At 56.7% G+C, this 12,074-nt stretch carries 10 protein-coding genes and 1 tRNA gene; 3 read left to right on the top strand and 8 right to left on the bottom strand.

The features are described from left to right. Positions 1-56: 56 nt before the first annotated feature. Positions 57-132: transfer RNA gene (locus WNY39_RS02580), tRNA-Thr, on the bottom strand. A gap of 129 nt (positions 133-261) precedes the next feature. Between WNY39_RS02580 and WNY39_RS02585 the strand changes: the two genes are divergently transcribed. Next, the gene (locus tag WNY39_RS02585; protein ID WP_342843809.1) at positions 262-1,137 is read left to right on the top strand and encodes a hypothetical protein; all 876 of its coding nucleotides are present in this window, start codon (positions 262-264) and stop codon (positions 1,135-1,137) included. Positions 1,138-1,344: 207 nt separating this feature from the next. Further along, a complete protein-coding gene (locus WNY39_RS02590) occupies positions 1,345-2,556 on the top strand; it encodes a DUF4331 family protein (RefSeq protein ID WP_342843811.1) in 1,212 nt (403 codons plus the stop codon). Here the strand turns inward: WNY39_RS02590 and WNY39_RS02595 are convergent. The 6 genes from WNY39_RS02595 to WNY39_RS02620 form a co-directional block, all read right to left on the bottom strand. Next, positions 2,546-3,397, bottom strand: a complete 852-nt coding sequence (locus WNY39_RS02595; RefSeq protein ID WP_342843813.1) for an adenylate/guanylate cyclase domain-containing protein — start codon at positions 3,395-3,397, stop codon at positions 2,546-2,548. The genes WNY39_RS02590 and WNY39_RS02595 overlap by 11 nt on opposite strands. Positions 3,398-3,406: 9 nt before the next feature. Then, on the bottom strand, positions 3,407-4,567 hold the full coding sequence (locus WNY39_RS02600) for an FIST N-terminal domain-containing protein (protein WP_342843815.1): 1,161 nt from the start codon (positions 4,565-4,567) through the stop codon (positions 3,407-3,409). A gap of 261 nt (positions 4,568-4,828) precedes the next feature. Beyond that, positions 4,829-7,078, bottom strand: a complete 2,250-nt coding sequence (locus WNY39_RS02605; protein ID WP_342843816.1) for a pyridoxal-dependent decarboxylase — start codon at positions 7,076-7,078, stop codon at positions 4,829-4,831. A gap of 208 nt (positions 7,079-7,286) precedes the next feature. Next, complete coding sequence (choV, locus tag WNY39_RS02610; RefSeq protein ID WP_342843817.1) at positions 7,287-8,318, bottom strand: choline ABC transporter ATP-binding protein; 1,032 nt, start codon at positions 8,316-8,318, stop codon at positions 7,287-7,289. Positions 8,319-8,326: 8 nt separating this feature from the next. After that, positions 8,327-9,160 carry a choline ABC transporter permease subunit gene (choW, locus tag WNY39_RS02615; RefSeq protein ID WP_342843819.1) on the bottom strand — a complete coding sequence of 278 codons (834 nt, stop codon included), beginning with the start codon at positions 9,158-9,160 and terminating at the stop codon, positions 8,327-8,329. Positions 9,161-9,238: 78 nt separating this feature from the next. Then, positions 9,239-10,162, bottom strand: coding sequence for a choline ABC transporter substrate-binding protein (locus tag WNY39_RS02620; RefSeq protein WP_341234671.1), 924 nt, complete (start codon positions 10,160-10,162; stop codon positions 9,239-9,241). 191 nt (positions 10,163-10,353) lie between these two features. Between WNY39_RS02620 and WNY39_RS02625 the strand changes: the two genes are divergently transcribed. Next, positions 10,354-11,220, top strand: coding sequence for a 2-dehydro-3-deoxygalactonokinase (locus WNY39_RS02625; protein ID WP_342843823.1), 867 nt, complete (start codon positions 10,354-10,356; stop codon positions 11,218-11,220). Between the two features lie 90 nt (positions 11,221-11,310). Here WNY39_RS02625 and WNY39_RS02630 read toward each other — a convergent pair whose 3' ends face one another. Next, positions 11,311-12,039: a HAMP domain-containing sensor histidine kinase gene (locus WNY39_RS02630; RefSeq protein ID WP_342843825.1), complete on the bottom strand. Its 729-nt coding sequence runs from the start codon at positions 12,037-12,039 to the stop codon at positions 11,311-11,313. Between the last annotated feature and the right edge of the window lie 35 nt (positions 12,040-12,074).

Consider the following 12,074-nt stretch of genomic DNA (forward strand, 5'->3'; position numbering starts at 1 on the left):
ACTTGAGCAGCATGCACACGGCCATGACTTGCGTATATCTTGAATTCTTGCTGAAATGGTGCCCCCACACGGACTCGAACCGCGGACCTATTGATTACAAATCAATTGCTCTACCAGCTGAGCTATAGGGGCACTGGGCGTTCGTTTAGAAGATTGCTCGGGGGGGCGCAAGAGGGGAAATAGCAGATATTTTGCAGTTTTACAGATCGGGCAAGAACGGCTATTGCCTTGGTCACACGATAGAAGTTGAGCTGGATATCCATGCAGTTGGTTTTACACGCAGGTGCCCATTACACCGAAGAAGAGCGTTTACTGAAAAGCCTGCTGGCTAACACCGACCGGCTGGCCAAAGACGGGACCGTTGTACCGGGGCCAAGCACCTATCGCGGGCTGTTTCGCGACACGTTGAATGCGATGTATAAATCCACCGTGGCCGAGGGCGCGCGTGACGTTTTGCTGGAAGCGATTCTGGATGATGCCGACGCGAAACGCGTGGTTTTGTCGGACCCCAATTTTTTCCGCACACCTGCCACGGCGATGGTCGAGGGGATGCTTTATCCGGCGGCACCGGTGCGCATGATGCGTATTGTGCAGCTGTTTCCCGATGACGAGATCGAGCTGTTCTTGGGTATCCGCAATCCGGCGACCTTGCTGCCGATATTGCATGGCGTGTCAGCGGATAATTCCGACGCGCATTTCTGGGGCAACAAGGATCAGGCCGACGTGTGCTGGTCGGAAACCTTGGAATTGTTGCACGATTCTGCGCCAGAAATTGCGGTCACCGTCTGGTGCAACGAGGACGCGCCGCTGATCTGGGGCACAATCATGCGCGAGATCGCAGGCCTGCCCAAGAACGCAAAGCTGAAGAACGAATTTGACCTACTGGAAACGATCATGACCGTCGAAGGCATGAAACGCTTTCGCACCTATATCGCCGCCCACCCCGAGATTTCAGGGTCGCAGGAGCAAAAGGTGATTGCAGCATTCCTGAGCAAATTCGCCATGGAAGACGCAATCGAAGAAGAGCTGGACATGCCGGGCTGGACCGATGAGCTGGTCGAAGAAATGACAGAGAATTACGACCAAGACGTATTGCGCATCCAGCAGATCCCCAACGTGCGGATGATCATGCCGTAAGGCGGCATTTTTGCCAGAACGCAGACAAAACGAACGGGTCGCCAGATGAGCCGCAGATATCTGTACATGCAGCCCTGTTGCGCGGGCGTTTTAACCACACGTAGTCCGAGTATCCCAGATTATGACACCACCCTATAGGCAGGTAGGTTAATACTTGCTAGGCTTTGCTCACTTTCTTGATGAATATTATAAGAAGCGGGTAGACCTATGAAATTTAACCTTTTTTCCATCAGGCAGATTGTCCTCTCTTCTGCCTTTGCGGCATTGTCCGGCGCGGCTCTGGCATCAGATCACCGCGATTCCCCCTATACGCAGCAGCACCCAAGGGCAGACATCGGTGATGTGTTCCTGTTCCACGGAACCCAGACTGGGGGGCTGGCGATGGCGATGACTTTGAACCCGCTGTCCGGCTCCGGCGCGCCGGGTACGCAGCCCTCTGACAAGATCACCCTGTCGCCTGATCTGGTGTATATCTTTAACTTTGACACCGACAATGATGCCAGGCCCGACATCGCCTATAAAATCAAAGCGGGCAAAGCCATGGATGGCCAGCAACAACCTGTTGAGCTGCGCAGGGCCATCGGTGCCGAGGCGCGCGACGCCAAATGGACGGGCATCATGCATGGCGAAGGCAAGACCAACGCGCTGAACCACGAATTGCAGATCGTACAAGGCAAGATGGAAGAACTGCTGTTCGTCGGCCCCCGCCGCGACCCGTTTTTCTTTGATTTCCTTACCGTGGACGCACCCGTGGCGTTGGCGATCACGCAAGCGCTGGCTGGCGGCGACCACCTGCCCGCTGCGGGTTCGTCTGAACTGGCGTTCGGGCGCACGGACATGACGTTGATCGTGCTCGAGGTGCCGGACATGGGCAAAGAGCGGCTGAATTTCTGGGTAACAGTGGCGGACGGTGCCGGCAAAACCGTGGATAGGATGGGACGCGCGGGCATTCAGGGCATCTATCTGGTTGATGCGCCAAGCGGTTATAATCCGGAATATTACACCCCACGAAATGCCGCGAAATACCCCACCGTTGGCGACCTGAACAACGCCTACAACGCATCAGCCCCACACGAGGACCGACCCAACTACTTGGAGCAATTTACTTACCGTTTTCAACAGCTTGAGGTCAGCCAAGCCAAGGTGGCCGAGAAAGTTGATTTCTATCTGCCCGACATGATCCACTGGGACCCAAAGGCAAAGCCCGGATACCCCAACGGGCGCAATCTGCGTGAGGATGCGATTTTCTGGACGCTGAAAGACCTTAATCCCTTTATGCAGCCCGGCCCGGATGCCGACCTGCCCAGTATCGGAACACAACGGATGAGCGACCGGTTTCCCTATGTCGCTCCCTCCATCAACCAAAAATTCAAGCCGGGCAGCCAGCTGGAACCGGTTCATCCGATCTTTATGGAGTAAGTAAACGGTACACTTGCAAGGTGCCTTTGCCCTTTGCCTCGATATCGCCGCGCTCGACCACCCTATCGCGGGGTTTGACCAGCGCGGCGGTGTCTGCCGACAGCAAAACGGTATTCTCGTCGCAGGCGCTGACCATCCGTGCGGCGGTATTGACCGTATCGCCCCAGATATCAAAGCTTAGCGTTTTGGTTCCGACCACACCGCTTGAGATCGGGCCGGTGTGAATGCCGATCCGCAAGCCCCAGCCCGCGACCTCGTCTTGGGCCGTGTAATCAAGGTTGTGTTGAACATAAGCCATAATCTCGGTCGCGGCGGCGCAGGTGGCGGCAACATGGTCTAGATGCCCTGCCCCGTTCAAGTCACCTGCGACCGTCATATAAGCGTCGCCGATAGTCTTAACCTTTTCGACGCCGTGCTTGGCCACAATTTCATCGAACGCGCCATAATAACGGTCCAACATACGCACCAGATCAATGGGGTTCATCTGTTCGGTGCTTTTGGTGAAATCAACGAAATCCGTGAACATCACCGTCGCCGAAGAGATATGGCGCGGGCGCACCTTGCCGTTGGCCTTAAGCTCTTCGGCGATGGCTTCGGGCATGATTGAACGCAACAATTGTTCTGTGCGGTCTTTTTCAGCCTCAAGCGATTTATACAGCTGTTCGATCTGGGATTTCTGGTCTTCGATATCCGCGATCACACGACGCTGGAACGCGTGCGAGGCGTCCATCAGATCCTCAAGCTCGACCCGGCGCAGATCGGATTTTTCAAGCCGCTTTTCCAATCGCCGCAGCTGTTTATCCAGGTCAGACCCTTTCCGAGGTGGCTTCTCCAATGTCATAAATGTTGATCAAACCGCGGGCGCGGCCCCCAACAAAACAGCAAGAAACGCATTCGTGTGTTGTTCTGCCTTGCCTTGACTGCCTGCTGGCCCAATCTCGCCGTAGGTATAGAAACCTGCAGTTGGGAATGCCCCGCCAATGATGGCTTCAAAGCTTTCGTATTCCTCTTTGGTGCGCGTGCCCAAAGCGGCCCGTCGCCCCGCACAAGAGAAGAAAAGCGCAGCATCCGGGCTTTGCTTGGGGAACCCCTGAAACGCGTTCTCGACCGCGGTCCGGGACGCGGCGATGATTTCATCGCGCGAGGCCGTGGCAAGCTGCACCTCTTTATTCACCTCGATAGGGTTCACAAAGGTCACAGCGCCTGTGTCCTCGTGAAACGCCTGGGGCGAGGACAGCAGAAAATCGTCACGCTCGGAACTGTAAACGGCCAAGGGGAAATGCACCGACTGCCCCTCGACATAATCGCGATAAAGATTGATCGCCGGGTTACCATCAATTTCATGGATGGTTGACCCTTCGGCCTTGGTGACCTTGTGCCGGTTGCCAAGGGGCACATAGCCCGTTGCAACGCCGCAGGAGTAAATCAGCGGTCCCGACATGATCAGCACCACGACTGAATCTGACGCCACTTCGGTGTTGCAAAGCTGTCTGGTGCCTTGGAACCGCATCTGATCGCCCGACGCCCCGCCAACCACGGGGAAATCTTGGCCCAAAGCGTCGCGCAGACCGCCCACAATATCGCTGATGTTTGGGCCGATGCCTTCGGGCATGGCCACGCACAGCGCGGGTTCCTTGTCGGTTTTGGATTTCGCATCGGCCACCGCATCCGCAGTCGCCTTTTTCGGATCGGCAGACGCACCGTGGCCAATGCCAACCGTGAAATCAATCGTTTCCGCCCCGAACAGGGTAATCACGACGCTGTCTTCTAGGAACCCACCAGGGCCGGCGACTTCGCCGTCGGTGGTGCAGCCCGCCAGTTCAACCCCAGGCAAAGCCTTGGCAAAGGCATCAACCAACGCCTGCGCGTCTACGTCGATACCAACGAAAGCAAGAGCAGCCTTTGGGGCCACCCCGTCCATCCCGTCCAATGCGATTTGAAGCGCCTCGTTAACGGCCTCAACGGTATCGCTCTCCTCGCTTGCGCCAGTTGCAATCTTCAACATATTCATTCTCTCCCCAGATGAATTGTTATGATTTATGTGATCGCTAGTTACTCAGATGTTTACCCTTTATTAGCCTTTTCTTGTGCAAGACAACGCGCCGGACTGAAACCCATAATCGTACAGCAGGACGAAAGTTCTACCGTAAGCAGGCCAATTATAGGGATTTTTGCCGCCCTCACCAGCCTGCTGGCCGCCAAACTTATTCGTCCGGATACGGCACACTCGTCTAAATGCCGGCTCCGCCACGTTAGCGCCCCTTGATTTTATTCACCCCTCCCAAGGACGTAAGCCATTGTCTTTGACAATCTTCTTGGTCTGATCAATCGCCGTTTGCTTGAATGCCTCAAGAACGATCGGCAGCCAGTTGCCTTTTTCTGTGGCCGTGACCCACGGGTCTTGGGTCGTGGAAATTAGAAAATTGATCGCCTGACCTTCGGTTGGTGGCAGGGACAACCGCGCGCCAAACGCATCCACAAATTCCTGCCCATAGTCGGCCACACCAAAAGCAGACGACGTCACAAACATCGGCTGCTTGGGGACAACGCCGCCATCATATGTCCCGATGCTTAACGCCTGAAACATCGCCGTGTTGAAATCGTTCGCCAGCGCGATGTCGGTGTTCCAGCCATCCGCCGTGCGGAAATTCAGCGCATAGGTGACGATGTTCTGATCCGACCCCATTTCGCGGAACACCTCTTGGGCGTCGGGGTGGGCGGCCAGATATTTCACCAGATCATCATTCTCGCGCGGCACGATCTCGGTACGGATCAGCTCAAGCTGCTTTGCGATTTCGGCTTTGGATTTGCCCTGTTTTTCGGCGGGCAACCGTTGGAACGGCACCACTTTGAAACATTCGTCAGACCCTGCGAGGGCAAGCAGCTGTGCGTAAAACCGTTTGGAGTTGAAGATACATTTGCCCAGCAGTTTGCCATAGCCCGATTGATCGGGGCGGATGATCGCGTGGGACAGATAGACACCTGCCGCCGCCGCACCGGGCTTGGACCCTTCGATCCCGTAAACGCCCACGGACGGGTCGACCCCGCCGTGGTAGACCACCGGCGCGGTAAAGGCGATTAGATCGCGCATCGCGCCATTGCGATAGCACAACGACCCCGCAGGATAGGGAATGAACCCCGCCTTGTGCGGATCAACGGTTTGCGTGTCAGCATGGGGCAGCGCCTCGTATTGGCGCGTGACATAGTCGCTCATCACCATCGACGGCGTGTGTTCCTGCGCACCCTGTTGACCGTCCGGCTGCGGAAAACGCGGTTTGCGCAGGATAGATGCGAAATACCCCCCCCACGCACCATCAACATGGATCGTAAACTCCATCCCCTTTTTGCGGTATTCCTCGCGCAGGGCCACAATATCGGCCAGCGGATCGACCGAGCTTTCTTCGGTTGTGCCCAGAACGGCAACCACTTCAAGGATCGGACGGCGGTTCTGGTAACAGTCCTCAATCTTTTTGCGCAGGTCATCAATCTTCATGCGGCCATCCAGATTGACGTGGGTGTCCAACACGTAATTCGCACCGATGCCCAACAACGCCGCCCCCTTGGGCCAAGAATAATGCCGTGTGCTGGGGGCCATGATGACAGGCAGCTGAGTCACATCCTTGATATAGGTGCGGTGCATCTCGGTCAGGCCGATGTTCTGAACCGAGTATTTGTCCAGCATTTCTTTGAGGGTCTCGGACGAGATTTTACACTCTTTCTGAAGGCGCGGCGACATGTCGATAACGGTGTCCACACCAAGGTTCATCAGCGTCCAATTGTCCAACTCGATCAGCTTGGCATGGCCGCCCTGAACCAGCGGAACTTTGAAATTCTTGGCCGCGGCCATGGATGGCTCAAGCTTGATCGCGTTGGCCAGCGACACCGGCAGATAGGTCAGATTGCGCGCGGCCCACATGCTTTCTGCGTTCGCGACGGACCCATCGCAGGTGATATGCGCCCAAGGAACGATCGCACCGTCCGGCGGCGGCGTGGTTTCCGGCACGGTATATCCCAACATCCGCGCCAGATCTTTGCCCACCTCGATTTCCAACAAGGTTGTGACGGGGGACGCTTCGGCGGCGACGTTGTTTTGATTATACAGCATCGCCGCAAAATAGCCGACGAAACCCGGCATCGTGCAATCCCAATACATGTGGGACTGGTTGCGATAGCTGGACAGCGGGATAGACCCGTGCAGCGCGTGCAGCATGTGATCCAGCTGCTTTTCAAGCGCATCAATGGTTTCTTTGTATTCCTTGGACGCCTTGATTTCCTCGGTCACGTAGACCGGATCATGAAACTGGTCGCCATATTCGCGGCGCGCGTTCGCATTGGCACTCACCGCTTTTTTGGCCATCTTGTGCATGACGGCTTCGTTCTCGCCCATCGGGCCAAAGAACCAGCCCGCCAAAGACGGAGTCCCTTTTTCATTCAACAGGTCTAAACGATTGTTGCTTTGCGCCTGCGCGTGATACGCGGCGGCAACATTGGCGAAATGTGTTTTGCTATCGGATGTGGTCATAAAGCATCGGCCTTTTTTGAAAAAATGAAACAACAACGGGCCGCGTAAACTGCGGCACATAAAATAAACAAACCAAGGAAACAGTAATCGTATAACGTGTATTCTGGCAAGTTTTTGGTGCCCGTGTTCAAAAAAGAACACGGGGTTTCATAATTTCCTACAAAGGAGAGGTCGCGCTAAACCGCGCGCTGACCGATCTGCTGGTAGATCAGCGTGTTTGCAGTCTTTCGATGATGCTTGCCGCCGTCACGGTCCCAATGGTTTCACCGTTTTCCTCGACCGCGATTTCACCGACCTTGTCGTCCAGCTGGTGGATCAGATCATCCACGGGCGTTTCAGCGGCCACCGAGGTGGCATCATCCCCGACCACTGGCCCCATCACATCGCGCGCCGTCAGCACGCCCAGCGGGTTCATATTGGCAACGAATTCAGCCACATAGGGCGATGCGGGGTTCGAAAAAATCTCGCGCGGGGTGCCGCATTGCACGATACGTCCGCCTTCCATGATCGCGATGCGGCCGCCCAGCTTGAACGCCTCGTCCAGATCGTGGCTGACAAAGATGATGGTGCGTTTCAACTCGCGTTGCAGGTCCAGCAGCTCGTCCTGCAGCCTCGTGCGGATCAGCGGATCAAGCGCCGAGAACGGCTCGTCCATCAGCAGGATCGGTGCCTCGGTCGCAAAGGCGCGGGCAAGGCCCACGCGCTGTTGCATACCACCCGACAGATCACCAACCTTGCGATCCGCCCAATCGGCAAGCCCCACAAGCGCCAGTTGTTTGTCTGCCCGTTCCAGCCGTTCGGCCTTGGGCACGTCGGCCAGTTCCAGCCCCAACGCCACGTTGTCACGCACAGAACGCCATGGCAGCAGCCCGAATTGCTGAAACACCATCGACACGCATTCGCGGCGCACGCGGCGCAATTCGGCGGCGGTGCTTTCTGCAATATCACAGGACCAGTCGCCATCGTTGACCCGCACCGTGCCGCGCGCCATCGGGTTTAACCCGTTCACCGCACGCAGCAGCGTTGATTTGCCGGAACCGGAAAGCCCCATCAACACCAGAATTTCGCCCGCTTTCACGTCCAACGAACAGTTGTGAACGCCCAGCACTTGGCCGGTGGCGACCTCGATCTCGGCGCGGTCCTGACCTGCGTCCATCAGCGGCAATGCCTTTTCAGGACGGTCGCCAAACACGATGGATACATTGTCGAATTCGACAGCATTTTGAGGGGTGGTTTTCATATCAGCGCTCATTTCCGTGTCACCCGCAGCATACGGTCCAGCATAATTGCCACGACCACGATAATCAGGCCGGATTCAAACCCAAGCCCTGTGTTGACCGAATTCAGCGCCCGCACAACCGGCACGCCCAAGCCATCGGCACCCACGAGGGCCGCGATCACGACCATGGACAAGGACAGCATGATGGTCTGGTTCAGCCCCGTCATGATCTGCGGCAACGCATAGGGCAATTCGATTTTGAACAATGTCTGGCTGGGCTTCGCCCCAAAAGCCTGCGCCGCCTCAAGCAGCGGTTTGGGCGTGGATGCTATACCCAATTGGGTCAAGCGGATAGGCGCGGGCAGCACGAAAATCACCGTCGCAATCAGGCCCGGCACCATGCCGATCCCGAAAAATACAATCGCGGGGATGAGGTAAACAAAGGTCGGCAGGGTTTGCATCAGGTCCAGCACAGGGGCCATATAACGATATAATTTGGGGCGATGCGCAGCGGCGATACCAATTGGCACACCCACGCCCATACAGACCACACAAGCCGACAAAACCAAGGTCAGGCTTTCTGTAGTTTCCTCCCAATAATCTTGGTTGAGGATAAACAAGAACCCCAAAACGATCATCAGCGGCGTTTTCCAATTGCGTTGGATCGCCCAGGTCAGCGCCGCGAATGCCGCGATAATGATCAACGGATGCGGCGTTTGCAGCACCCACAGAATGGCGTCAATCAACCACTCCATCGCGACAGACAGCCCGTCGAACAACCACCCTGCGTGGACCAGCAGCCAGTCAAATACCGCCTCGGCGGCGTCATCGATGGGGATTTTATTGTCGGTGAGCCAGTTCATTGGGGTCTCCGCGAAAGGGTTGTTTTAATGTAGAAAAGGGCCCGCCCGATGGCAGGCCCTTTGATCGTTAAGGGTTCATTACTCGACGATTGTCTTTGCAGCCGCCATCGCATCGCCACCGTCTTGGGTGGTCACGCCTGCCAGCCACGTGTCCAACACGCCCGGGTTTGCCTTGATCCAAGCGGTCGCCGCATCTGCGGGCTCTTCGCCGTCATCCAGAATGGCACCCATGATTTCGTTTTCCATGGCCAGAGTAAATTCCATGTTGTTCAGCAGTTTGCCAACATTCGGGCATTCCTCGACATAGCCCGCGCGGGTGTTGGTAAAGACCGACGCACCGCCCAAGTTCGGGCCAAAGAAATCATCGCCGCCTTCAAGATAGGTCAGATCGAAATTCGCGTTCATGGGGTGTGGTTCCCAACCCAAGAATACAACCGGCTCACCTTTGCCTGTCGCACGCTTGACCTGCGCCAACATACCCTGCTCGGACGATTCCTTGACCTCAAAGTCTTTGAGATCAAAAGCGTTGTCGTCGATCATCGACTGGATCAAACGGTTGCCGTCATTGCCCGGCTCAATGCCATAGATCGTCGCATCCAGCGCGTCGGCGTTCGCTGCGATATCGGCAAATGTCGTGATGCCCATGTCAGCGGCGGCCTTATTGACGGCCAACGTATATTTCGCACCGTTCAGGTTGGCACGCACGGTGTCCACGGTGCCCGCTTCGCGGTAGGGCGCGATGTCGGCCTCCATCGTCGGCATCCAGTTGCCCAGGAATACGTCAACATCCCCGGCGGCCATCGCGGTGTATGTCACCGGAACCGAAAGAATTTTGATGTCGGTTTCATAGCCCAGCGCCTGCAAGACAACCGTGGTTGCCGCAGTCGTGGCTGTAATGTCTGTCCAACCTACATCGGAAAACGTAACCTCATCACAGCCAGCAGCGGACAGGCTGGTGGCAAGGCTAAGCGTAAGAGCGGTCGTGGTGGCGAGAATTTTCATTTCGGGTAGCTCCCTGTGTTGTTATAATTGATGGCGCATTAGAGCGCTAACATGCCCAATGATGCAACCCGATTTCTGGCCCACGGGTTTCTATTGGGCCAAAGGCAGCACGCCCGGGCTTGCGGGACCGCCGTTCGATTGCTAGCCACGCGCAAACCTACGCCCAAGCCCCTCGAAAAAGGTATTCCAAGATGCGCAGTACAGAATGGATCGGCCTCACATGGGGGGCAGAATATCCGGTTGTTACGGTGATCGGCGCGGTTGGCGAAGTGATCGCCAAACATGCAGCGCCCACGGACCTGTCGCCCGACGGCTTGGCCGATTTTCTATCGCCCTATTTGACGACACGCGCACCGGCCCCTGTGTTATGCGCAGGGTTGCCCAGAATGCCCGCCGACATGTACCGCGCAGTGCCTGCCGCGCCAATGGCGGGCAGCTTGTTGATGGAGACGCCTGACCCTCGGGTGGTGTTGCACGTCGTGCCCGGATTACGTCAGGCCAAGCCTGCGGATCTGATGTTGGGTTGCGAGACGGCAATCGGCGGGATGCTTGCCCAAGAACCTGATTTTGACGGGGTCATCTGCACGGTCGCATCACAATCACATTGGTCGCATATCAGCGCAGGCGAGGTCGTGAGCTTCCAAAGCTATCTGACGCCTGTTCTTGCCAATACGCTTACATTCAACCCACCCCTGTCTGATTGCGCGGGCCAAGGGCCACTGGACGAGGCTGCGTTTGCCCAAGCCGTCGATGACGTGATGGCAAGGCCGCAAACCTTTGCCGCCACATTGGCGCAAATCTCGGCTGATGCGGCGATAAGCGGGGTACCCGAAAACCTCGGCTGGTCGCGCCTGATGGGATCACTGATCGGGTTGGAGCTGTCAGGGGCCCGCCCCTATTGGCTGGGCCAGAATGTGGTGATCGTGGGCGACGGCGTCTTGCCCACGCTTTATAAATCCGCCCTCGCCACCCAAGCTGTACAGGCGCGGTTGTTATCGCGCGAGGAGTTGTCGCTTGCGGGTCTACGACAGGTGTGGGCGCAATTGAGCAAGGGTTAGACTGCCGGACGCCGACAGGGGTTAATGCTGGTGGGGCTACAAGACATCATAGCATAGATCGCGGGATTGCCGGAGTGCGGCCTGCACTGACTACCCCGCTGTGCTAAACCCAATCTCGAATGCCGCCCCCTTAACCCTAGGGTCTGCTACCGCACGCAAGGTACCGCCCCAGCTTTCGACACGGCGACGCGCAAGGGTTAGGCCCATCCCGCTCCCCTCAACCACGTCACGTGGTTTCAGCGTTATGAACGGGTCAAAAACACTTTCGCGATATTCCTCGGCGATGCCTGCCCCGTCATCCCCAACCAACAGCGCGGCGTTCGTATTGATGTTGGTGATGAATATCGTCCCGCCTCGCCCCCCATGATGTTTGACCGCGTTGTCCAATAGCGCCGTCATAACCTTGTCAAAGCTGACTTGCGGCAAGGCGCATTGCTGTTCGGCCATGTTCAGTTCAATGTCAAACCCATCGGGAAGGTTATAGCGGTCCAACAATGATCTAACCGCCGCGCTCAGCTCCACCTTCTCAATTGGATCGGCCCCCGCACCCAACTCGCAAAGCTCCCGCACATCGGCAAGCAAACGATCAGCGCGCCGTGCACTCACTTGGATGCTGGTCAGATACTGATACACCTCCTCGGGCACGTTTTCCGAATTTTCTTCCAGATCCTCTTTTATCCAGTCAGGCAGCGTTTCAACCGCCCGTAAACACGCCCGCAGATCGTGCACGAAATGGGATACAAACGCCTCCTGCGATATCCGCAGCCCCTCTACCTGAGACATCACATTCAGCACAAAGCGCTCTCCAAATCTGGCCACGACAGGTCGACGCTAGCAGACCGAGCCTTCTGAAT

Origin of the sequence: Sulfitobacter sp. AS59 (assembly GCF_038899995.1) — a bacterium.
Lineage (GTDB): Bacteria > Pseudomonadota > Alphaproteobacteria > Rhodobacterales > Rhodobacteraceae > Sulfitobacter.

Excerpts from the sequence above, each read along its gene's own strand:
- WNY39_RS02625 (WP_342843823.1), top strand. The coding sequence starts at position 10,354 with ATGCGCAGTACAGAATGGATCGGCCTCACATGGGGGGCAGAATATCCG.
- WNY39_RS02620 (WP_341234671.1), bottom strand. The coding sequence starts at position 10,162 with ATGAAAATTCTCGCCACCACGACCGCTCTTACGCTTAGCCTTGCCACC.
- choW (WP_342843819.1), bottom strand. The coding sequence starts at position 9,160 with ATGAACTGGCTCACCGACAATAAAATCCCCATCGATGACGCCGCCGAG.
- choV (WP_342843817.1), bottom strand. The coding sequence starts at position 8,318 with ATGAAAACCACCCCTCAAAATGCTGTCGAATTCGACAATGTATCCATC.
- WNY39_RS02605 (WP_342843816.1), bottom strand. The coding sequence starts at position 7,078 with ATGACCACATCCGATAGCAAAACACATTTCGCCAATGTTGCCGCCGCG.
- WNY39_RS02585 (WP_342843809.1), top strand. The coding sequence starts at position 262 with ATGCAGTTGGTTTTACACGCAGGTGCCCATTACACCGAAGAAGAGCGT.
- WNY39_RS02590 (WP_342843811.1), top strand. The coding sequence starts at position 1,345 with ATGAAATTTAACCTTTTTTCCATCAGGCAGATTGTCCTCTCTTCTGCC.
- WNY39_RS02600 (WP_342843815.1), bottom strand. The coding sequence starts at position 4,567 with ATGAATATGTTGAAGATTGCAACTGGCGCAAGCGAGGAGAGCGATACC.
- WNY39_RS02595 (WP_342843813.1), bottom strand. The coding sequence starts at position 3,397 with ATGACATTGGAGAAGCCACCTCGGAAAGGGTCTGACCTGGATAAACAG.